The sequence below is a fragment of the Pseudomonas fluorescens genome, assembly GCF_001648775.1.
Lineage (GTDB): Bacteria > Pseudomonadota > Gammaproteobacteria > Pseudomonadales > Pseudomonadaceae > Aquipseudomonas > Aquipseudomonas fluorescens_M.
Window position 1 is genome coordinate 12,669 of the sequence record NZ_LVEJ01000026.1, and the last position, 21,299, is coordinate 33,967.

Below are 21,299 nucleotides of genomic sequence, written 5' to 3' on the forward strand. Positions count from 1 at the left end.
GGGAGCGAGCTTGCTCGCGAAGAGGCCGTCACATTCAACCTCTCAGTTGACTGACATATCGCCTTCGCGAGCAAGCTCGCTCCCACAGGGTTCCACTGTGTCCTTGAGCTGATCGGCATCAGACGAATACCCCTCTCTACCGCATAAAAACAGCCAGAGGTGTTTCCCCATGTCGTCAGCCACATCCCCAACCAAATCCGCCACCACCGTGCACCCCGTCGACCGCATTCTGCCGGTACGACAGATGCTCACCCTCGGCCTGCAACACATGGCCGTCTCGTACATCGGCGCCATCGCCGTGCCGTTGATTGTCGCCAGTGCCCTGAAAATGTCCCACGCCGACACAGTGGTGTTGATCAGCACCACGCTGTTCTGCTCGGGCATCGCCACCCTCCTGCAAACCGTCGGCTTCTGGAAATTCGGCGTGCGCTTGCCAATTCTGCAAGGCGTGGCGTTCAGCAGCGTCGGCCCGGTGATCGCCATCGGCAGCAACCCGGAGGTGGGGTTCGCCGGAGTCTGCGGGGCGGTGATCGGCGCGGGGATTTTCACCATGCTGATGGCGCCCTTCGTCGGGCGATTGCGGCGATTCTTCCCGCCCGTGGTCACCGGTTGCATCGTCACCGTGATTGGTCTGCAACTGTTCCCGATTGCTTATGAATGGGTCGGCGGCGGGCGCAACGCGAGCAACTTTGGCGCGCCGGCATTCCTCGGCGTGGCCGTGGTGGTGCTGCTGACGATTCTGCTGGTCAACCGTTATGGCAGCCCGATGCTGCGCAACATGGCGGTGTTGATCGGGATGCTGGTTGGCGCCGGTCTGGCGTACGGCCTGGGCATGGGCAGTTTTCACAGCGTCGAAGAAGCGCCGTGGCTGACCGTGCCCTACCCGTTTTATTTCGGCTTGCCGACCTTCAGCCTGATCCCCATCGCGACCATGGTGGTGGTGATGATCGTGCAGATGGTCGAGTCGATGGGGCTGTTCGTGGCCATCGGCGACATCGTCGAAAAACCGGTCGAGGACAAACAGGTCATCAACGGTCTGCGCGCCAATGGTTTGGCCAGCACCATCGCCGGGATGTTCGCCGCGTTCCCGTTTATCGCCTTCATGGAAAACGTCGGCCTGGTGATCCTCACCGGCGTGCGCAGCCGTTGGGTGGTCGCGGTCAGCGGCTTGCTGATGTGCTCGATTGCCTTGGTGCCGAAGGCCGGCGCGATCATCGCATCGATGCCGACTGCCGCCCTCGGTGGCGCCGGCATCGCGATGTTCGGCGTGGTCGCGGCGGCGGGCATTCAGACCCTCGCCAAAGTCGATTACGAGCGCAATCGCTACAACGTGCTGATCGTCGGTTTCACCATCGCCGCCGCGCTGGTGCCGGTGCTCGCCCCGACCTTGTTCAAACAACTCCCCGAGTGGTCGCAGCCGTTCCTGCACAGCAGCGTGGTTATCGCTTGCCTGGTGTCGGTGCTGCTCAACGCCGCGCTGAATGGCGTCAGCGTGCCGGAAACCACCGCCAGCAAATCCGCCTCGCACATCCTTTAGTTTGGAGCTGCCCATGACTCAACTTCAGAACATCCTGATCAAAAACCCGGTCGCGGTGATGACCGGCCTGCGCGGCCCTCGCGCGCGGGCCGGCGCGGTGGACATCCGCGTGGTCGACGGTCGCATCGCCGAATTGGCCGCCGACCTGCAAGCGCAACCCGGCGAACGGGTGATCGACGCGCGCAACTGCGTGGTCTATCCGGGCTGGATCAACACCCACCATCACCTGTTCCAGAACTTGCTCAAAGCCGTGCCCGCAGGTCTGAATCAGGATCTGCAAGGCTGGCTGGCCAGCGTGCCCTACCCGCGCCTCAACCGCTTTACCCCACAACTGGCGCGGATTGCTGCACGGCTGGGCATGGTCGAATTGCTGCTGTCCGGCGTCACCACCTGCGCCGATCACCATTACCTCTATCACGCCCACGGCAGCACCGAGACCGGCGACTTGCTGTTCGACATGGCCGATGAATTCGGCCTGCGCTTTGTGCTGTGCCGTGGCGGTGCGCTGGAATCGGCAAGCGCGCATCCGGGCTTCTCGAAAACCGCGCTGCAACCGGAAAGCCTCGAGCAAATGGTCGGCGATATTGAACGGCTGAAATCGCTGTATCACCAGGACACCCCGGACGCGATGCGCCGCGTAGTTGTCGCCCCAACTACGCCGACCTTCTCGCTGCCGCCAACGCTGCTGCGCGAACTCGCCCACACCGCACGCAGCCTCGGTTTGCGCCTGCACACACATTTGTCGGAAACGCAGAACTACGTGAATTTCTGCCGCGAAAAATACAACTGCCTGCCGGTGGAATTCGTCGCCGAACACGAATGGCTCGGCCCCGACGTCTGGTTCGCCCACGCCGTGCACCTGCAACCCGGCGAAATCCGCATGCTCGCGCAAACCGGCACCGGCATCTCCCATTGCCCGGTGAGCAATGCCCGGTTGGGCAGCGGCGTGGCGCCGGTGCCGCAGATGTACGAGGCAGGTGTGCCGATTTCCCTTGGCGTCGATGGCGTGGCGTCGAACGAATCCGGGAGCATGGTCGGCGAGGCCAACACCGCGTGGCTGATCCATCGCGCCGAACAAGGCGCATCGGCGACCACCGCTGAAGACGTCATCCACTGGGGCACAGCGGGAGGCGCGCAGGTGCTCGGCCTTGGCGCGGTCGGCACGCTCGAAGTCGGGCAAGCGGCGGACCTGGTGATCTACAGCCTCGACCATCCACGCTTCTACGGCTTCCACGACCGCGCCGTTGCACCGGTGGTGGCGGGCGAACCGATCACGGTGAAATACAGCCTTGTCGCCGGCCGTGTGGTCGTCGATAACGGTGTGATTCCGGGGCTGGACATCGAACGCATGCGCGCCGAAGCGTGGGAAGGTGTGCAACAGTTGATGGACGTTGACGACTGATTCCGATCCACCACAACTTCAATGTGAGAGCGAGCCTGCTCGCGAAGGCATACTGTCAGACACTGCAACATTGACTGATCCAACGCTTTCGCGAGCAGGCTCGCTCCCACATAAAGCCGCCGCATTCGCGACTTCCGGCTTTGTCGTCTAACGTTAATACCTCATCGGATTGAGCCCCTGCCCGCAACACCGGGCTCTTGATCAAGGAGAGACTGATGACGTCGCGTCGCAACATCGAACAGACCTACCGCACCTGGTCCAGCCCGATTCTGCTGGAGCTGAAAAAACGTGAGCACCAAATGGCGCCGGTCGAGCGTCAGGCCCTTGAGAACGTCCTGGTGGAAAGAAGGCTGCTGGACATCGGCAATCCGGAGGGCGTCGAACGTCGTCGGAATGGCGGTGGCTGATACTGCGTTTTCGCGAGCAAGCTCGCTCCCACAGTGATTGAGGGTGAACACTTCATACCCTGTGGGAGCGAGCCTGCTCGCGAAGAGGCCCATGCAGTCACCTTACAACCTGGGCCGGCGCACCACCCTCACCCGCCCACTGTCGCCACCACCGCAATAAAAGCGATCCGCACCGTCCGACTCCAGCCCGGAAACACCCTGCCCCGCCGGCATCTTCAGTGACTCGAGCACCTTGCCATCCTGCGCATCGATATGCCGCAGTTCACTCTCATCCGCCTCCCAGGTGCCATGCCACAACCCGCCATCCACCCAGGTCACCCCGGTGACGAAGCGGTTCGACTCCAGCGTGCGCAGGATCTCGCCGGTCTGCGGATCAACTTGATGAATCTTGCGCTCGCGATATTGCCCCACCCATAACGAGCCCTCCGCCCAGGCCATGCCTGAGTCACCGCCATTACCCGGTGCCGGGATGGTGTGGAGGACGTGCCCGGTGGTCGGGTCGATTTTGTGGATGTGGCGGTCGGCAATCTGGTACAGGTGTTTGCCGTCGAAAGCGGTGCCGCCGTCGGCGCCAACCTTGATCGTACGGACGGTTTCGCCACTGGCCGGGTCCAGTGCGTTGAGCTGACCGTCGCTGGCGAACCAGACCTTCCGGCCATCGAACGTCACGCCGTGAATGCCGGTGATGCCATCAAACGGGCCGTACTCGCGAAGGACTTCTGCATTTGCGTGTTTCATGGGGGCTTCCTCGTGGATGTGTGGGGCCAGCCTAGCCATTGCCCAGCGACACCGGGAGTAACAAGATCGTCGCGAAACCCGGCACCGGCGGCGTCAGCCAGCGCCGCGCCCGGCCGACGCCGAACGCCTGCACTTTGTCGGCGTGCGCCAGAACGTCCAAGGCGCGTTGCACCTGGCGCTGGCTGTTGCCCAAAGCCAGTGCCAACGCTGAACTTGACCAGGCCTCGCCGTCGGCGAGCAAGGCCAGCAATGCCGCGTACTTGTCCTCGACCGGCAGTGTCAGCAGTGCCACGTCCTCGGCCATCAGCGCAAAGCCCTTTGGCGTCGCGCTGATGTTCGCCAGCGGCGCCAGCGCTGCACGCAAGCGGCCAATTTCGACGCGCAGGCGAGCCCGGTGTGATTCATCCGTCAGGGGCAAACGGAAGGCTTGGGCGAACAGCGTTTCACGCGCTACATCGCCCGGCCAGGCTTGCGCGAGTAACCGCGCAAGATGGAACAGCACCGGCCGCGTGGCCAGCGCCACCGTCATGCCAGCGCCGCGCACGCTATAGCGGCAGGCATCGACGATCAGCGTCGACGAGTTGAATAGCGCTTCAACCTGCGCCAGATTCACAGATTGCGCCTGACCGGCAACGATCAACCGCGCTGCCGGCGCAGCGAGCAGGTGACTGGCGTGATCGACCTCGGCGCTCAGTGCGGCGATCCCGGCCTGTTGCGCCGCAGCCTGCGCCCGAGCCAGCGCCGCGCTGGCCCTGTGCGCCTGGACCCGGCGCACCGCGATTTCGGCGGCGATCAACTCATGAGCAGTACGCAGCGCCGGCGGCAACGGCGCCGGGTCAGTTTGACCCAGCAACGTTTCGGCCTCCTCCAGCCCGCCGATCAACAGCAATCGGCGAATCTGCAAATAACGCGCGTGCGCCGCGTTCACGCCGTCACCGTGATCGTGCAACAGCCGCCGCGCCGCCTCCAGCACCTTCACCGGCCAGCCCAGATCCCGCGCCGCCAGCGCCACCTCGGCCTCGGCGACCACACAACGTGCCCGCGACAGCGGCTCATTGCTGCCAAACGCCTTTACTGCCCGCTGCAACAACGCCTTGGCGCGGGACAGATCACCCAGTTGAGCCATGGCGATTGCGCGCAGGGCCAGCGCCGGCGGGTCTTCACGCAGGGCGACGTAGTTCAACGCACCCAGCGGGTCACCGGCGGACAGCGCGCGGCCGGCGGCGTTGATCAGCGAATCCATGGCTCATTCATCCCCGACAACTGAATCGTCAGGTGAGTCTAATACCTGGAATGGCGGTCGACGTCGCAGCGCATTTGACAGGGGATGAAAAACGCAAAGTGCGAGGGCACGAATTCGCTTGGGCCATGGATGACATTTATTTCGAGGGGGAATGGCGCGGCGTACAAACACGATTCGCGCGCAACACCCCGGACATCATCTTGTGGCCATATCTCAGACCGGAGAAATCGTCGCGAGCAGGCCAATCAGAATGGTCAGTGTCAGAAAGCCACCCAGGAAAATCGCCATTTTGTTCATGTTGCTCTCCTCAATGCCGGGTTTGCGGTGCACTGAACGCTTCGAAATGAAGAACTGTCGAGAGTGACCGCACTGCCGGGGCATTTTGAGCGTTTGGCTGCGCCGGTAACAGCGTCAGATAAGAGGAAAAAATACGGATCAGATGCGCATCTGATCTGCACCGGCCATGGGCCGATATTCAGCTCGACGCACAATGGTTACCTTTCGCCGAGATTGATCTAGAGTCATTGCCGACGCCAGAAGACCAACAACATCGCGGAGTGAACATGACCGATCTGAACCTGCAACCCAACGTCGCCGCATCCCTGAAGCAATGGCACGAAATGATCCACACCGGCAATTTGAGCACACTGCCCTCATTGCTTGATCCGCAAGCCGTGTTCCGCTCGCCGATGGCGCATACGCCGTACCCGGGTGCGCCGGTGGTGTCGATGATTCTCAATACCGTGTTTGAGGTGTTTGAAGACTTCAAGTACCACCGTGAACTGGCGACTGCCGATGGCTTGAATGTGATCCTGGAGTTCAGCGCCAAGGTGGGCTCGAAGGAGCTGAAAGGTATCGACATGATTCGCTTTGATGAGCGCGGCAAGATTGTCGAGTTTGAAGTGATGGTGCGGCCGCTGAGCGGGTTGCAGGCCTTGGGCGAAGAAATGGGCCGGCGCCTTGGCGCGTATCTGGCAAAGGCCTAAGCCTGATTCAGGCACAAAAAAAGCCCACTGACCGTCGCCGGTTCAGTGGGCTTTGTGTGTCAGGCGTCTAGTTACAGCGCCATGTCACGTGCAGCGTTTTCCTTCGGAGCTTCAGCTTTTTCAGCTGCAGGTGCAGCCGGAGCAGCAGCCTGACCGATCACTGGAGGTGTCGGCAGTTCGAGGATCTTGGCGGTGTACGCCCACTCTGCAGCCACTTTGGCCGGATCGCTGTTCAACTGAGTGCCGTAGCTTGGCACGATCTGGTGCAGCTTGGTTTGCCACTCAGGGGTTGCGACTTTGTCTTTGAAGACTTTTTGCAGCACGCTCAGCATGATCGGTGCAGCGGTCGACGCGCCTGGCGATGCGCCCAGCAGGCCGGCGATGGAGCCGTCTTGTGCAGCAACGATTTCGGTGCCCAGTTTCAGCACGCCGCCAGCGGCTTCATCACGCTTGATGATTTGCACGCGTTGGCCGGCTTGCCACAGGCGCCAGTCTTCGGCTTTGGCGTTCGGGAAGTATTCCTTCAGCGCGTTCAGACGGTCTTCATCCGACAGCATCAGTTGACCGGCAAGGTACTCGACCAGCGGGTATTCCTTGATGCCGACCTTGGTCATCGGCCAGATGTTGTGAGTGGTGGTGCTGGTCAGCAGGTCCAGGTACGAGCCTTCTTTGAGGAACTTGGTGCTGAAGGTCGCGAATGGGCCAAACAGGATGACGCGTTTGCCGTCCAGAACACGGGTGTCCAGGTGCGGAACGGACATCGGTGGTGCGCCAACCGAAGCTTTACCGTAGGCCTTGGCCAGGTGCTGTTCAGCGATGGCCGGGTTATCGGTCACCAGGAACGAGCCGCCTACCGGGAAGCCAGCGTATTCCTTGGCTTCAGGAATGCCCGACTTCTGCAGCAGGTGCAGTGCACCGCCGCCCGCGCCGATGAACACGAACTTGGCGTCGGTTTCGGTTTTAGTGCCGTCTTTCAGGTTTTTGTAGCTGACGCGCCAAGTGCCATCGGCATTCTTGGTGATGTCCTGGACTTCGCTCGACAGTTTCAGATCGAAGTTAGGTTTGGTCTGCAGGTACGTGGCGAACTGGCGGGTGATTTCGCCGAAGTTCATGTCGGTACCCAGCGGGCTCCAGGTGGCCGCGATTTTCTGGTTCGGGTCACGCCCTTCCATCATCAGCGGGACCCACTTCTTGATCACAGCCGGGTCTTCGGAGTACTGCATGCCGGCAAACAGCGGGCTCGCTTGCAGGGCTTCGTAGCGCTTTTTCAGGAACTTGATGTTGTCATCGCCCCACACGAAGCTCATGTGCGGCGTGGTGTTGATGAACGAGCGAGGGTTCTTCAGAACGCCTTGCTGAACCTGCCAGGCCCAGAACTGACGGGAGACCTGGAACGCTTCGTTGATCTCGACCGCTTTCGGGATCGTCACGTTGCCTTTGTCGTCTTCCGGGGTGTAGTTCAGTTCAGCCAGAGCCGAGTGACCGGTACCGGCGTTGTTCCAGCCGTTGGAGCTTTCCAGGGCGACGCCGTCGAGGCGCTCGACCATTTCCATCGACCAGCTTGGCTCCAGCTCATTGATCCACACACCGAGGGTGGTGCTCATGATGCCGCCGCCGATCAGCAGGACGTCGACTTTCTTTGCTTCGTCAGCATTGGCGGATGTCATCCCCATCGCCAAAGCCAGACCCAGCAGGGCTGTGTTCACTTTTTTAAACATCTGTTGCACCTATGATAAAACGCCTTCCGCCCGCCGCTGTTATCTGTATGCGATCCGCTTTGATGACGCTCAGGCTCGCGTCGCAGATTCCGGCACACTTCAATTTTGACGGGTGGGCACACAAGGCCGACATGCTGCATCGACCTCAGTTAATGTCCCTTCTGAACTGACTTTTTATCATTATTGGCTTCAGCTACTTGAGCGACAGGGATTCCGTCGGCCCGCCCGAAGGCAAGCAAACTGAATAAGGTCAAACCAAGTTGGCGCGAAGAATATCACGTCAGGGCAAACCCGCGCGTCTGTTCCCGACTTGAGAGTCTTTTTCCGCTCAGGAAACTATCGGCCGGTGAAGGCTGATCATGAACCCTGAAGATTGCAGGGAGTGCCTAATTTCTGGATTACCTGCTAAGTTGTACGATGACTGATGAATACAGCGCCAGTCATCACCCATAACAACAAGGAAACAACCTCCATGACCAAAACCAGACTCCTTATCGGCTTTCTCTGCGCCTTCAGCGGCTACGCCATGGCCGCCTCGGCTCCGGCGGAAAAAGCTGTTGCCCAAGCGGTTGATCATCTGACCCAGGCAATGCTGCACAAAGACATCGCCGAACTGAACGCACTCACCGCACCGAACCTGACTTACGGCCACTCCAGCGGCAAGATTCAGGACAAGAAGGAATTCATTGCCGACATCGAGACCGGCAAGAGCGCGTTCAAAACGTTAGAGATGCAGAATCAGACCATCACGCTGTCCGGCGATACCGCACTGGTGCGCCATCACTTTTCCGCGCAGGCGTTGAAGGGCACTGAGGTGATACCGACCGAGATCGAGAACTTTCAGATCTGGCAGAAGCAGCATGGCAAATGGTTGCTGGTGGGGCGGCAGGCGTTCAAGTTTTGATTTCGGTGAATTTATCCAGCATTAGTGTTGGCTGAACTGACCTCTTCGCGAGCAAGCTCGCTCCCACAGTGTTCGGTGGCGCAACGAATATTGCATTCACACCATGAAACCTGTGGGAGCGAGCTTGCTCGCGAAAGCGGCAGCCCGGCCAGCATAAATACGACAGATTTCACCACTACAACCGAAACCGATCCACCGACTGCGCCAACTGCCCCGCCAGGCTCGACAGCTCATCGGTGGTGTTCGCCGTTTGCCCGATCACCCGGCTGTTGCCTTCGGACATCCCCGCGATCATTTCCACTTGATGCGCGATCTCGTTACTGGCCTGACTCTGCTCACCAATCGTGCGGGTGATGTCGTTGACCAGTTGTGTCGTGCTCAACGTCGCTTCAAGGATTTCGCGGATGGCCCGCTCGACATCCGCCGTCACCGCCATGCCCTTGTCGACCTGCGCGACCCCCGCCTCCATGCTGCTGACCGCCTCCCGCGTGCTGTTCTGAATGCGCGCGACCATTGCGGCGATTTCCTGAGTCGATGCACTGGTGCGCGCCGCCAGACTGCGCACTTCATCGGCGACCACCGCAAAACCCCGGCCCTGCTCGCCGGCGCGGGCGGCTTCAATCGCCGCGTTGAGCGCCAGCAGGTTGGTCTGGTCGGCGATGCTCTTGATCACCTGAATAATGTTGAAGATGCCTTCAGACTCTTGATCCAGCGTGCGAATCACCTGCGCCGACTGTTGCGCCGAGCGGGCGATGTCGTCCATGTCGCTGACCACTTGGTGGATCACCTGCCCGCCATTCTTTGCCAGAGACTCGGCCTGATTGGCCATGCCCAGTGCTCGTTCGGCGTGACGGGTGATCTCCTCGATGCTCGCGGTCATCTGGCTGGCGGCAGCGGCCATGGTGCCGGCGGCGACACTTTGTTGCTGACTGCTGTCAGCCACCTGATGGCAGCCATGGCTGAGTTGCTCGCTCATGCCACTGACGCCGTGGGCGTTACGGCGCACCACGTCGATCATGTTGCGCAGATCGCGCTGCATGGTCGCCAGCGTGCGGATCAGGACACTCGCTTCATCCTTGCCGGACGGCTCGGCGATCGGTTCGCTGAGGTTGCCGTGGGCAATGCTCTCGGCGATTCGGCTGGCGGACTTCAGCGGCCCCATGATGCTGAGGATGACCCAGCGCCCCTGCGCCAACAGCAACAACAGGCTGGCGAGCAACACCACGCCGAGGGCGATGTTGGCATTGCGGATTGCCGCTTCGGTGCCGGCGCTGGTTTGCCGGGTATTGGTTTCGATCAACTCGCTGAGGGCAGCCATCTGTTCTTCAAGCTGACTGAATGCCGCGTTGAACGTGCCAAGTTCCTGCTGCGCCGTGTCCGGGTTATCCAGCGCCAGGCCGACAATCCGTTCGCCCGCATTGATGTAGGTATCGAGGCTCGGTTTGATCTGCTCCAGGGCCGTGCGCAACGCAGGATTGATCGGCAGCTTGAGGTTCTCCTCGAGCACTTCACGAAAATGCCCGGCGTGCTCGTCAATCGACGCGCGCACTTCTGCCGGCGTATTGGTGCTTTTGCCCAACCCCACCAGCATCGCCGAGTAAACGTCGGCGCGCAGCGCGTCGTGCATCATGTCGGCTTCCATATGATTACGCAGCGCGCTCATGCTGACCGCGTTATCACTGACCGCCGAGGCCATTCGAAGATTGCCGACGTAACTGACCAGACTGACGATCAACGCTGTCAGCAGGCTTGTCACAATCAGCAACACTAAACGCAGTTTGATCGACACCGTTATTTTCTCCTTGGCCATGCTCGCAAGCGCCTGTCAGAGCTTCAGTTAAGCCTATTTGCGCAGGTCTGCCGCGCCAGAGCGTGTCAGCAGGTGTCCGTTCAAGCGGTCACAGCGGTAAAACTTTCGCTTTGAGAGGCCAGTCTCATTTTCCAACGTACACGGCCAGCGCCTTCATCGCCGGTTAATGCCGGCAGGCTATTGAGTCCGTCGTTGAAAACACTCATGCAGCAAAAGGAACGCTTATGAAACGCGCACTGTATTTGGGACTGCTCGGCACCTTCGTTCTCGGCACCGCTCAGGCGGCCAGCGAAAAAGTCGCCATCAACCTGGTCAGCGCTGATGGCGCACCGCAGGCGATCGGCGCCGTCACCATCAGTGAAACGCCGTACGGCTTGCTATTCACCCCTGACCTGAAATCCCTGCCGGCCGGCGTGCACGGTCTCCACGTCCACGAAAACGGCAGTTGCGAAGCGGGCATGAAGGACGGCGTGAAAGGCGCTGCACTGGCCGCCGGTGGGCATTTCGACCCACAGAAAACCGGCAAGCATCTGGGCCCTTACGCCGATGGACACCTGGGCGACTTGCCGGCGGTTTACGTCACCGCAGACGGTATCGCCAACTATCCGGTGCTGGCGCCGCGCCTGAAGAAGATCGCCGAGATCAAGGGCCACGCGTTGATGATCCACGCCGGTGGCGACAACCACTCGGACATGCCGAAACCCTTGGGCGGCGGCGGTGACCGCATGGCCTGTGGCGTGATCTGATCACGCCCGCCTGAAGACCGGGCAAGCCGCAACGGCATGCCCGCGTCGGTTGTGCAATTGCGCAGACTTTTTCGCCGCACGGAACTCCCAACCACGGCGCACCTCTCACATTATGTAGTACTTCCCTTTTGCTTCGCGCTTGTGGAGGAATACCGTCATGCGCAAGTTAGTGCTCGTTTCTTCTTTACTCTTATGCCTGCCGGTCGGTTCGGCGCTGGCCCGCGTCGATGCGGGCGACGTTGCGACCTCGGCGGGTGTCTCCGCGTCGCTGTACTCGACCTTCAAGGATCACAAAATGGTGATTCCGGCCCGTGACGACTTGTCTGCATTCGTCGCCAGCGGCGGGGCCATCCGTGGGGTTTATCTTGAGTCGGTGCTGCAACAGGTTCGCCAGGACAACCCAGGCATCAACGCCAGCGATGAAGACCTCGCCAACGCGATTCTGGTGCATTACGAAGGCCTGAATCAGTAGCGGTCAGGGAACCGGCAGCCGATGGACGGCCGCTGACAGCTCATAGGCAAAACTGTTCGACGGCCTCTATGATGGAGGCCATGACGACACCTTCGCCAATGCGCTCCCCCTGCCCGCCCGGCGCCTGCAATTGCGGGCGCGACCCGTTGCTGGAGACGCCCGGCGCGGACCTGCGCATCCTGCGTCTGACCCGCGAGGAAGAAAAGCGCCTACTCGCACGCCTGGAACTGCTCAAGGATCTGGACGATCTCAGGCGCTTGCAACAGCGCATGTTTGAGCAGTTGGGCATTCGCGTCGACGTCGCCCCCGGCTTCAACGAAGTACGGACCATGCGCGGCATCGCCATTCAGATCGACGAATTGCCAGGGCTCTGCCGCAAGACCCGCGCAGCCATTCCCGCTGCGATTCGCCGGGGCCTGGAAAATCACCCGCAGATCGCCTTCGAACTGCTCAACGCGCACGACTTGCTGCGCGACACCTGATCACTTTTTCATGCCGACCCGTTTACGCATCTCGGCGGTGATGCTCTGGCGGGTTTTCTTCATGTCCGCCCATGGCTCATCGCCGACCTCTGCCAAGCGCTCAAGCACGTTATGAATGTTCCATTGATTGCCGCCCTTGAGGTCGGCGACCTCTTCGCGGAACAGCGGCACCGAGACCGGCAATCCCTCGCGCGTGCGCGCCGCGTAGGCACAAATGGTGGTAGCGCCCAGGCCGTTGCGCAGGTAATCGATAAAGATCCGACCGACACGGTTTTTCGGCCCGGACACCGCCGAGAAACGATCCGGCAACAGCTTGGCCATATGACTGACGATCGCATGGCTGAAGTCCTTGACCTCATCCCAGCCGAGTTTGCGCGTCAGTGGCACCACCAGGTGAATACCCTTGCCGCCGCTGGTTTTCAGAAACGCTTTGAGCCCCAGTTCATCGAGCACCGTGAGGGTCAACGCGGTGGCTTCGACCATGCTTTTCCACGGCAGCGCCGGGTCCGGGTCGAGATCGAGGACGAAGCGATCGGGCTTGTCCAGATCCACCGTGGTAGCGTTCCAGGTGTGCAGTTCGACGGTGCTCATCTGCACCGCGCCAATCAGCGCTTCAGCGTTGTTGATGAGCATCACCGGTTGGCCGGTGACGTCCTTGTCCAGCGTGCTGATGCCGGGGATCGCCAGGCGTTCGGCGTTCTTCTGGAAGAACAACTCACCGGCGATGCCGTCCGGTGCACGAACCAGTGCCACCGGGCGATCCTTGAGTTGCGGCAGGATCCATTCGGCGACGCTGGCGTAATATTCGGCCAGTTGCATCTTGGTGGTGCCGCTCACCGCGTCGATCACCCGATCGGGGTGGGTGATGCGCACCTTGCCGTTGGCGAGGCCGAGTTGCGACGGTGCGGTTTCGGCCTTGCTCGCGGAGGCTTTTTTCAGCGGTTTCTTTTCAGTGGTTTTCTTATCCGTCGCTTTCTTCGCAGGTGTTTTTTTCTCGGAAGTCTTCACGGGCTGCGCTCGCTCTTCGGTGATGTCCTTGGCCGGTTTGTCATCGCGCAAGCCATGGAACACGGCGTGGCGCACCGAGCCGTCCTTGGTCATTTCAGCGAAAGCCACTTCGGCCAGCAGCTTCGGTTTCAACCAATGCACGCCTCTGGCTTCAAAGCCGCTCGGCGGATTGACCACCGCAGCCTTCTTGACCTGCAAGGGTTTGAGTTGCGCCAGAATGCTTTTCAAGGTGGTTTCATTGAACCCGGTGCCGACCTTGCCGGCGTAACGCAACTCGCCGCTGTCGCGATCATGCAAGCCCAGCAACAATGCCCCGAAGGCACTGCGCGAACCCTTCGGGTCGGTGTAACCGACGATCACAAACTCCTGACGATGTTTACACTTGAGCTTGATCCAGTCGCCGCTGCGGCGCGACACGTAAGGCGAACCGAGACGTTTGCCGATCAGGCCCTCCATCTGCATCTGACAGGCGCTGTTGAGCAATGCGTCCGGGGTTTCGTCGAACGCGTCAGAGAAGCGCAGCAACGGTTGTTCATGCGCACCGAGCACGGTGGCCAGCGCCGCGCGGCGCTCTTCGACCGGCACTTCGCGCAGGTCGACGCCGTTGAGATACGGCAGATCGAACAGGTAATAAAGGATGTTGCCGCTGCGTCCGGCCTCAAAAGCATTTTGCAGCGCCTGAAAATCCGGCACGCCTTGCTCGTTGGCGACCACCATTTCGCCGTCCAGCCAGGCTGACTCAAGGCCCAGCGCGGCAAGCGCCTCGGCTTGTTGCGGCAGTTTGTGCGTCCAGTCATGGCCATTGCGGGTGAACAGTTGCACCTGGTCGCCATCGATCCGCGCCATGATTCGGTAACCGTCGAACTTGATCTCGTAGCTCCACTGCCCTTGCGGTGCGCTGTCGACCAGGGTCGCCAGTTGCGGTTTGAGTTGCGCGGGCAGTTTCGCCTTGTGGGCGCCGGTGAGTTGGCCGCTGGCCGCCTTGCGCGGTTTGGCCGCTGCTTTCTTCTGCGGCTTGCTCTGTTCGGCCGCCAGTTTCGGTTTGCTGACAATCGTGCGTTCACTCAACACACTGTCCGGCTCGGCGACCAGTACGTCGTAATCATCCTGCGGGCGCGCGGCGCTGTCCTGGTGTTTGATCAGAAACCACTGCTCTTTCTTGCCCGGCATGTGCGTGCGCACCAGATTCCAGATCCCGCCGAGCTTCTCGCCTTGCAATTCGAACTTGAGCTTGCCTTTGACGTAGGCCTTTTGCGGGTCCTCCAGCGGTATCCACACGCCGCGATCCCAGACAATCACATCGCCGGCACCGTAATGCCCTTCGGGAATGCTGCCCTCGAAGGTCGCGTAATCGAGCGGATGATCTTCGACATGCACCGCCAGGCGCTTGACCTTGGGGTCGAGCGACGGCCCTTTAGGCACCGCCCAACTCTTCAGCGCACCGTCGAGCTCCAGGCGAAAGTCGTAATGCAGGTGCGAAGCGTCGTGCTTCTGGATACAGAACTGCAAAGCGTGATCGCTGGCGGTTTTGCGGCCTTGGCGCTTCACCGCCGCCGGTTCCGCTGTCGCCGAGAAGTCGCGCATGCGGTTGTAATCGTCGAGGTTCCTGTTCATCACGCACCTGCCTTGTGTCAGCCTGTTCGGGTCACGGTCAACGCCACAACGGCGATCCGGTCGACCCGCTGATAGCCGGGATTGAGCAGTTCTTCGCCGAAGACATCGGGATCGAGTTCGCGGTAGGTCCAGCCGAAGCGTTTCTCATCCAGGCGTGGCAGTACGGTGGCGAGAAACGGATCGTGGCCATCGACCATCGCCACGCCGGTGTAGAGCAACAGCGAACCGCCGGGGGTCAGTCGATTGAGTGCTTGTTCGACGATGCGCAGCGACAGCCCGGCGCCCAACTTGCCGCCGCCATTACGGTAGGCGCGCGCGGCTGGATCCGCCATATACGGCGGGTTGGCGACGATCAGGTCGAACTCGCCGTCGACGCCTTGCAACAGATCGCTGGCGCACACATCGACGTTGGCCACTTCGGCCAGCGCGGCGTTGATCGTGGTCAGACGCAGCGCCGCAGGATTGATGTCCAGCGCCAACACTTGCGCTTCGCGGCGCGCACGGCCGATCAGGATCGCCCCGACGCCAGCGCCACAACCGATGTCGACAGCGCGATGGATGGGCGCGAAGTTCTGCTGCAAGTGGGCGTGAATCAGTTGGGCGAATCGATAGGTGTCGGGGCCGAAAAACACCGCGTCGGCGGCATCGGTGGGAAACGCCGAATGCACGAACAACAAATCATCCAGGCTCGACCAACGCACCCGGCTCTTGAAGCGGCCGTCGTACGCCTCGACAACCTGAGCGTCGTGCAATTGCCGCAATTCATCGGCGGACAGTAAACCGGCCTCAAACGGCCGCGACCAACCGAACACATCGCGCAAGCAATCGACAGCCTGGCCCTCGTCACGCTGGTTGACCCGTTGGTGGGTCAGCGGCGTTGGCGTGACGAAGCGATAACCGTCAGCTTGCAAACGCCGGCCCAGTTGCAGCAGTGCGAGGTCATTGGCGCACAGATGCTCTTCATGATTCATCGGGCAGCTCTCCTTAAGGCAGGCGGGACTTGAGTTCAATGAAACGGCGCGTGGCGAGCAATCCGGCCGGATGCGCATGCCGCGCCGGTGCCAGCCACGGCAGCAGCGTCGCCATTTGTTCGACCGGGTTCTGACCTTGCAGCGTGGCGAGCAATTGCTGCACGTCGAGGTCCTGCTCGGGGACCACGGCAGCCGCCGATGTCTGGCTGTGACGTCGAATCGGTTTGGCGGCGTGAGGCGCCGTCCAGCTGCCGGCAATCCAGTCGTGCAGCAGTTGTTTTTCGTAGGCACTGAACACGCCGAACATCGCCGCACCATCGCCAGCGATCAGTTGCCAGAAACGGCTGGCCTGTGGGTCTTCATTGCGTTTGATCCAGCCTTTGTTTTGCATGGCTTGAAGAAAACCGGGCAACTGCTCCGGCGCGGCCAGCCATTGATTGACGGTCTGTCCTTCGAAACGGCAGTAGTCGGAATGCATGTGTTGGCCGAACGGCCGCTTGCGCTCCAGCATCGCCAACAACTCGTGTTCAAGGTCGAAACCTTCAATGATCGCGCGGCTGCCCTGCCCCAGATCATTGAGCCGATAGCCCAGCGACACTCGCCGCAGAAATTCGCCACGATCGGCCGTCAGTGGCAGCAGATCCAGTGCCGCCTGCACGGCTTTCTGTGCATGGCCGGTACTGGCGTTGTCGATGGTCACGTGCAGGGTGAAATAGTACGGGTCGATGCCCAGTTCGCTGAGTTCATAACTGCTGATCAACAGGTGCAACGGCAGCTGTTCGTAGCCGAGGTTGTAGCCGATCACCTCAGGCAGATAATCCATGCCGCCAATGCCGAGCGCCAATTGCAGCGCGCCTTGCAGGTAGCGTTCATCGGCGATGGCGCTGCTGTCCTGCAAATCGTGGTCGGCGAGCAACTTGCGGTAGATGACGACATGATTCTGCGCTGGATTGCCCTCACCGAGCTCTTCCAGATAAGTACTGAGCAAGCCGGCAAAACGCGGATCCTGCCACTGCGTCAACAGGCCCGAAAGCCAGGCGCCGTCAACCAGTTTGGTCGGCGCGACCGCTTGCAGAAAGTACAGCGCCTGAGCCTTGCTGCGGAAGAACTGTCGAGGGCCGCCGGCCTTGCGTTGTTGCAGGTAATCGGCGTACTGGCGGGCGACGTCGGCGCTATGCGCGGCAACCCAGTCGTGCCAGGTTGTCGGGTCTTGCGGCAGGGTTTCACTGATGTCTGCGGCGCGTTGCAACTGTTCCTGCAAAAACGCCTGGGCGAGATCGCGGGGATTTTCTTCAGTTAACAACGCTTGATAAATCTGCCGAACATTGCCGACAGGATCGATCGCTTGTGGATGTGCCGGCACAGAGTGCAGGCGTGTCAGGACAGTCATGGCAAATTTCCCGGTCGGTTGGCAGGACGCTGATGCATACGCCTCTACAGCAGCAGAGGGGCTGCGCCTGGGAAAAATTCAATCGCCGTGAAAAATGCCCGGACGGACGGCGGATTGCCGCCGTCCGCAGGGACTTATCCGATAAACACCATGACCCGGGTGGGCTTTTCTATGCCTGGCCCTTCGCTTGCTGTTCGAGATGCACCTGCAAATCCGGATCGATCTGCAGCGCTGCCGCCAATTCATCCAGATAACTGCGCTCGGCGTCCTGCTGATCATCCACCAGCATCACGCTGGCCAGGTACATTTCGGCAGCCACGGCCGGGTCACCGTTGGCGGACTGTGCCACTTCTGCAGGATCCAGCGGTTTCGCCACTTCAGCGTCGAGCCATTGCTGCAATTGCGGATCGTCGGTGTGTTTACCGATTTCGCTACTGATCAAGTGTTTTTCCGTTTCATCGATACGCCCGTCAGCCTTGGCTGCTGCGATCAAGGCCCGCAGTACAGCGTGACTGTGTTCTTCAACCTCGGGGCCGGCCAGCAGATCGGCCGTTTGCGGGATCTGTTGCGGTGCTGCACTGGCCTGACTGCGCTGCCAGGCTTGATACGCCTGATACGCCATCATCCCCAGCGAAGCCAGCGCCGCATAATTGGTGCCGCCGGAGCGACTTTGCGTGCCGCCACCCAGCGCACCGCCCAGTGCACCGCCTAACCCACCACCGCCGCCGCCCAACAAGCCACCGAGCAAACCGCCGAGCCCACCCAGCCCTCCGGACGCGCCTGCGCCACCCGCACTGGCCTGACCGCCGCCACCGAGCAGACCGCCGAGTAACCCACCCAGACCGCCGAGACCGTCACCGGCCGAAGCGCCACGTTGTTGTCCCGCCGAGGCCTGGCCTCGCAGCAGTTGTTCGAGCAAATCGCTGGTGTTCATGACGTCATCCTCAGGCATAGGCAGTGACTGCGTCTGGCAACGATAGCCCCCTGCAGCCGTAGCGCCAGCACCGTTTGGCTGACACTCGATAGCGGAATGATTCTGGCCTGCGTATTTTTCCAGTGGCCAGCTAAGATTCAAGGAGGGTGAACCTTATCCCGGCCAAACCGGTCGATAGCTGCAACCCCGACCCGGTTTGCCGGCGCCCTTCTATTTAAGGGTGATACCCGGCTTGCTTCACTTTCTGGAGAACGCCCCCGTGATATCGACCGTACACATCGCCAGGCTCAAAGCATGGGGCGCCCATGGTTTTACCGCGACCGGCGTGGTCACCGCTTTTCTCGCCACCCTCGCCCTCCTGGAAAACCAGCCCACCCACTGCCTGATGTGGCTGGGCGTGGCGCTGATCGTCGACGGCCTCGACGGCGCGCTGGCACGCAAGGTCAATGTGCAATCGGTGCTGCCGAGTTTCGACGGCTCGATCCTCGACCTGGTCATCGATTACCTGACGTATGTGTTTATTCCAGCGCTGTTCATCTATCGCTACATTCCATTGCCTGACTACACCCTGCTGTTGACGGTGTCGCTGATTCTGGTGTCGTCGCTGTTCTGTTTCTGCAACGTCAACATGAAGAGCAAGGACAACTATTTCGTTGGTTTCCCCGCGGCCTGGAACGTCGTTGCGCTGTGTCTGTACATCATCGGGCCGGGACCGTGGATCACGTTCCTGACGGTCATCGGTCTGGCGCTGTTGACGGTAACGCGGATGAAATTCCTGCACCCGTTCCGCGTGCGCCGCTTTATGCCGATCAACATCGCGGTGACGGCGATCTGGCTGCTGTGCAGTTTGTCGCTGGTGCTCAACCACCCGGTGATCAATCCGATGGTGATGGGCTTGTGGTTGCTGATGTCGGCGTATTTTCTGGGGATCTGCATCTGGCGCACGGCGCTGGAATGGTTTGATCGGACGCATTCGAAATAGGCCTTGATGCCTTGCCTCAATCATTGTGGGAGCGAGCCTGCTCGCGAAGGCGGTGTATCAGCCGAGTTATTTATCGACTGGCACACCGCTTTCGCGAGCAGGCTCGCTCCCACAGGGTTATGCGATGAGGCTGAAAGATTTGTTTCTGCTTAGCGCTTGCTGATCACCACCTCCAGATACTCACTCGGCACCACCAGCGAACCCTCCCCGGCGCGATTCGAGCGATTGAGCAGATCCGTCAGATCACTTTCCAGCGCCTGCCCGCTCTCCGGCGGTAACGCCGCAAAGGCCTTGTGCACCGGCCCATACCAATGGCGAAAAATATCGATGAAATGTGCGGCCGAGCGATAGCGGAAATTGAATTCGCGGCGGGTCACCTGCACAACAAAGTCGCGATCATCGAAATGCTCATGCAGCCACGCTTCCGTGCCCCAGTTCGAGGGTGGCTGAGCCACGGGCGGTGGCGGCAGATGCCGGCCCAGTGTCTTGAACATCTGCCCGACAAAACCTTCCGGCGTCCAGTTGGCCAGTCCAATGCGCCCGCCCCGGCGACAGACACGCGCCAATTCGGCGGCAGCCTTGTCCTGATCCGGCGCAAACATCACGCCGAAGGTCGACAGCACGGCGGCAAAACTGCCGTCAGCGAACGGCAGTGCCTCGGCATCAGCCACTTCAAACGTGACCTCCAGATGCTCGGCACGGGCGCGATCCTGGCCGCGTTCGAGCAAGGCGGCGACGTAATCGGTAGACATCACCCGACAGCCTCGCCGTGCCGCAGCGAGCGTCGCATTGCCGTTGCCGGCGGCGACATCCAGCACCTCCTCATCGCAGCGCAGGTCGCAGGCTTCGGCGAGGTTTTCGCCGACGATCTGCAACGTCGTGCCGATCACCGCATAGTCGCCACTGGCCCAGGCGACTTTCTGGCGTTCCTTCAAGGTAGTCAGATCAATCGGTGTACTCATGCAGGCGAACTCCACCAAAGTTTGAATCCGGCATCATTCGGCCGTGGTCGGATCGATGACCGTCACCACCCGCGCCACGCTGTTGGCCGGGAATCCACCGAGCCTGGCGTGTTCGCGCACCTGCGCTTCATCGGGGGCGATGTACACGCAATAGATCTTGTCGGCGGTGACGTAGCTCTGTAGCCATTGCACTTGCGGACCGAGTTCGCGCAACGCCTGGCAGGACGTTTGCGACACGGCTTTGAGTTCTTGCTCCGACAGCTTTCCGGCTCCTGGAATCTCGCGTTCAATCACGAATTTCGGCATGGCAACCTCGCGTTCTTGTTATGTGGCAAGGCCGGCAGTGGCCCTGCTCGCCCACTATCGCGCCGACGCCGCGCGCCGTCCCTGCCAATCGTCCGGCGGCCCGGCAAAACGGCCGCTTTGCCGATGAGCGGCGCGGATCTGTTAAGCGTGTGCAACAGCTTGAGGATTGCCAACGAGCGGGGATTGGTTTTTGATGCACGCTCGCCTCTGCAACGGACTCTGCCGATGTCACTGCAACTCGATTGGCTTGCACATCACCTGCACCATAGCGACCGCTATGCCGAGTGGATTCACCGCCAGTTTGCCTACGAATACGCCCACCAACCGTTGGCCGAATGGCAGCGCGAATTTGCCGAAGGCCAACGCAACGGGGACTGGTCCTGCTTGATCGCCATGGACGGTGAGCGCTTGCTTGGCGGCGCCGCGCTGGCACGCGATGACCTTGCCCGGCGGCCCGATCTCGGCCCATGGCTGGCCTGTGTGTTCGTCAGCCCGCAAGCTCGTGGACAAGGCCTGGCAGAACGCTTGATCAAAGGGATTTGTCAGGAGGCCAAAGATCGCGGACTGGCGCATTTGTACCTGCACACGCAGACCAGGCAGGACTACTACGCCAAACGCGGCTGGCAGGTGCTGGAGCGTTTTCACGCCTGGGACAACGAGCAATGGCTCATGGTGCGCGACCTCTGA

Annotated in this window: 20 protein-coding genes and 1 pseudogene; 10 read left to right on the forward strand and 11 right to left on the reverse strand. The window is 60.9% G+C overall.

Going from position 1 to position 21,299, the window contains the following annotated elements:
* The first annotated feature begins 169 nt into the window (after positions 1-169).
* The 3 genes from A8O26_RS22915 to A8O26_RS22925 all read left to right on the forward strand — a co-directional run bounded on the left by A8O26_RS22915 (position 170) and on the right by A8O26_RS22925 (position 3,346).
* On the forward strand, positions 170-1,537 hold the full coding sequence (locus A8O26_RS22915; RefSeq protein ID WP_064119996.1) for a nucleobase:cation symporter-2 family protein: 1,368 nt from the start codon (positions 170-172) through the stop codon (positions 1,535-1,537).
* A 13-nt stretch (positions 1,538-1,550) separates the two neighbouring features.
* A complete protein-coding gene (locus A8O26_RS22920) occupies positions 1,551-2,939 on the forward strand; it encodes an amidohydrolase family protein (protein WP_064119997.1) in 1,389 nt (462 codons plus the stop codon).
* Between the two features lie 215 nt (positions 2,940-3,154).
* Positions 3,155-3,346: a hypothetical protein gene (locus tag A8O26_RS22925; RefSeq protein WP_064119998.1), complete on the forward strand. Its 192-nt coding sequence runs from the start codon at positions 3,155-3,157 to the stop codon at positions 3,344-3,346.
* A gap of 102 nt (positions 3,347-3,448) precedes the next feature.
* On the opposite strand, the gene A8O26_RS22930 is transcribed toward A8O26_RS22925, so the two are convergent.
* Positions 3,449-4,084 (reverse strand): Vgb family protein, encoded by a 636-nt coding sequence (locus A8O26_RS22930; protein ID WP_064119999.1) that lies wholly within the window; start codon positions 4,082-4,084, stop codon positions 3,449-3,451.
* Positions 4,085-4,115: 31 nt separating this feature from the next.
* Positions 4,116-5,327 carry a hypothetical protein gene (locus A8O26_RS22935; RefSeq protein WP_064120000.1) on the reverse strand — a complete coding sequence of 404 codons (1,212 nt, stop codon included), beginning with the start codon at positions 5,325-5,327 and terminating at the stop codon, positions 4,116-4,118.
* 563 nt (positions 5,328-5,890) lie between these two features.
* Between A8O26_RS22935 and A8O26_RS22940 the strand changes: the two genes are divergently transcribed.
* Complete coding sequence (locus tag A8O26_RS22940; protein WP_064120001.1) at positions 5,891-6,313, forward strand: nuclear transport factor 2 family protein; 423 nt, start codon at positions 5,891-5,893, stop codon at positions 6,311-6,313.
* A 71-nt stretch (positions 6,314-6,384) separates the two neighbouring features.
* Here A8O26_RS22940 and mqo read toward each other — a convergent pair whose 3' ends face one another.
* Positions 6,385-8,031 carry a malate dehydrogenase (quinone) gene (gene mqo, locus A8O26_RS22945; RefSeq protein ID WP_064120002.1) on the reverse strand — a complete coding sequence of 549 codons (1,647 nt, stop codon included), beginning with the start codon at positions 8,029-8,031 and terminating at the stop codon, positions 6,385-6,387.
* A 472-nt stretch (positions 8,032-8,503) separates the two neighbouring features.
* Here mqo and A8O26_RS22950 point away from each other — a divergent pair, with 472 nt between their 5' ends.
* A complete protein-coding gene (locus A8O26_RS22950) occupies positions 8,504-8,935 on the forward strand; it encodes a nuclear transport factor 2 family protein (protein WP_064120003.1) in 432 nt (143 codons plus the stop codon).
* A gap of 175 nt (positions 8,936-9,110) precedes the next feature.
* Here A8O26_RS22950 and A8O26_RS30695 read toward each other — a convergent pair whose 3' ends face one another.
* Together A8O26_RS30695 and A8O26_RS30700 are read right to left on the reverse strand one after the other, a co-directional pair.
* Positions 9,111-9,974 carry a methyl-accepting chemotaxis protein gene (locus tag A8O26_RS30695; RefSeq protein WP_437339888.1) on the reverse strand — a complete coding sequence of 288 codons (864 nt, stop codon included), beginning with the start codon at positions 9,972-9,974 and terminating at the stop codon, positions 9,111-9,113.
* Positions 9,969-10,745: pseudogene (locus A8O26_RS30700) on the reverse strand (MCP four helix bundle domain-containing protein); the annotation flags it as partial. The gene A8O26_RS30695 and the pseudogene A8O26_RS30700, both read right to left, overlap by 6 nt.
* A gap of 224 nt (positions 10,746-10,969) precedes the next feature.
* On the opposite strand from A8O26_RS30700, the gene sodC reads away from it, so the two are divergent.
* The 3 genes from sodC (at position 10,970) to A8O26_RS22970 (ending at position 12,445) form a co-directional block, all read left to right on the forward strand.
* Positions 10,970-11,491 (forward strand): superoxide dismutase family protein, encoded by a 522-nt coding sequence (gene sodC, locus A8O26_RS22960; RefSeq protein WP_064120005.1) that lies wholly within the window; start codon positions 10,970-10,972, stop codon positions 11,489-11,491.
* Between the two features lie 157 nt (positions 11,492-11,648).
* Complete coding sequence (locus tag A8O26_RS22965) at positions 11,649-11,963, forward strand: DUF2388 domain-containing protein (RefSeq protein ID WP_016983279.1); 315 nt, start codon at positions 11,649-11,651, stop codon at positions 11,961-11,963.
* 80 nt (positions 11,964-12,043) lie between these two features.
* On the forward strand, positions 12,044-12,445 hold the full coding sequence (locus A8O26_RS22970) for a hypothetical protein (RefSeq protein ID WP_172828198.1): 402 nt from the start codon (positions 12,044-12,046) through the stop codon (positions 12,443-12,445).
* On the opposite strand, the gene ligD is transcribed toward A8O26_RS22970, so the two are convergent.
* From ligD to A8O26_RS22990, 4 genes are all read right to left on the reverse strand, one after another.
* Positions 12,446-15,067: a DNA ligase D gene (gene ligD, locus A8O26_RS22975; RefSeq protein WP_064120007.1), complete on the reverse strand. Its 2,622-nt coding sequence runs from the start codon at positions 15,065-15,067 to the stop codon at positions 12,446-12,448.
* 17 nt (positions 15,068-15,084) lie between these two features.
* Complete coding sequence (locus A8O26_RS22980; protein ID WP_064120008.1) at positions 15,085-16,038, reverse strand: methyltransferase; 954 nt, start codon at positions 16,036-16,038, stop codon at positions 15,085-15,087.
* A gap of 13 nt (positions 16,039-16,051) precedes the next feature.
* On the reverse strand, positions 16,052-17,428 hold the full coding sequence (locus A8O26_RS22985) for an iron-containing redox enzyme family protein (protein ID WP_064120009.1): 1,377 nt from the start codon (positions 17,426-17,428) through the stop codon (positions 16,052-16,054).
* Between the two features lie 169 nt (positions 17,429-17,597).
* On the reverse strand, positions 17,598-18,362 hold the full coding sequence (locus A8O26_RS22990) for a tellurite resistance TerB family protein (RefSeq protein ID WP_064120010.1): 765 nt from the start codon (positions 18,360-18,362) through the stop codon (positions 17,598-17,600).
* A gap of 259 nt (positions 18,363-18,621) precedes the next feature.
* Here A8O26_RS22990 and pcsA point away from each other — a divergent pair, with 259 nt between their 5' ends.
* Positions 18,622-19,344: a phosphatidylcholine synthase gene (gene pcsA / locus A8O26_RS22995; protein WP_064120011.1), complete on the forward strand. Its 723-nt coding sequence runs from the start codon at positions 18,622-18,624 to the stop codon at positions 19,342-19,344.
* Between the two features lie 149 nt (positions 19,345-19,493).
* On the opposite strand, the gene A8O26_RS23000 is transcribed toward pcsA, so the two are convergent.
* Both A8O26_RS23000 and A8O26_RS23005 read right to left on the reverse strand, forming a co-directional pair.
* Positions 19,494-20,306, reverse strand: coding sequence for a class I SAM-dependent methyltransferase (locus tag A8O26_RS23000; RefSeq protein ID WP_064120012.1), 813 nt, complete (start codon positions 20,304-20,306; stop codon positions 19,494-19,496).
* A gap of 33 nt (positions 20,307-20,339) precedes the next feature.
* The gene (locus tag A8O26_RS23005; RefSeq protein ID WP_064120013.1) at positions 20,340-20,612 is read right to left on the reverse strand and encodes a DUF4242 domain-containing protein; all 273 of its coding nucleotides are present in this window, start codon (positions 20,610-20,612) and stop codon (positions 20,340-20,342) included.
* A gap of 225 nt (positions 20,613-20,837) precedes the next feature.
* On the opposite strand from A8O26_RS23005, the gene A8O26_RS23010 reads away from it, so the two are divergent.
* Complete coding sequence (locus tag A8O26_RS23010; RefSeq protein WP_064120014.1) at positions 20,838-21,299, forward strand: GNAT family N-acetyltransferase; 462 nt, start codon at positions 20,838-20,840, stop codon at positions 21,297-21,299.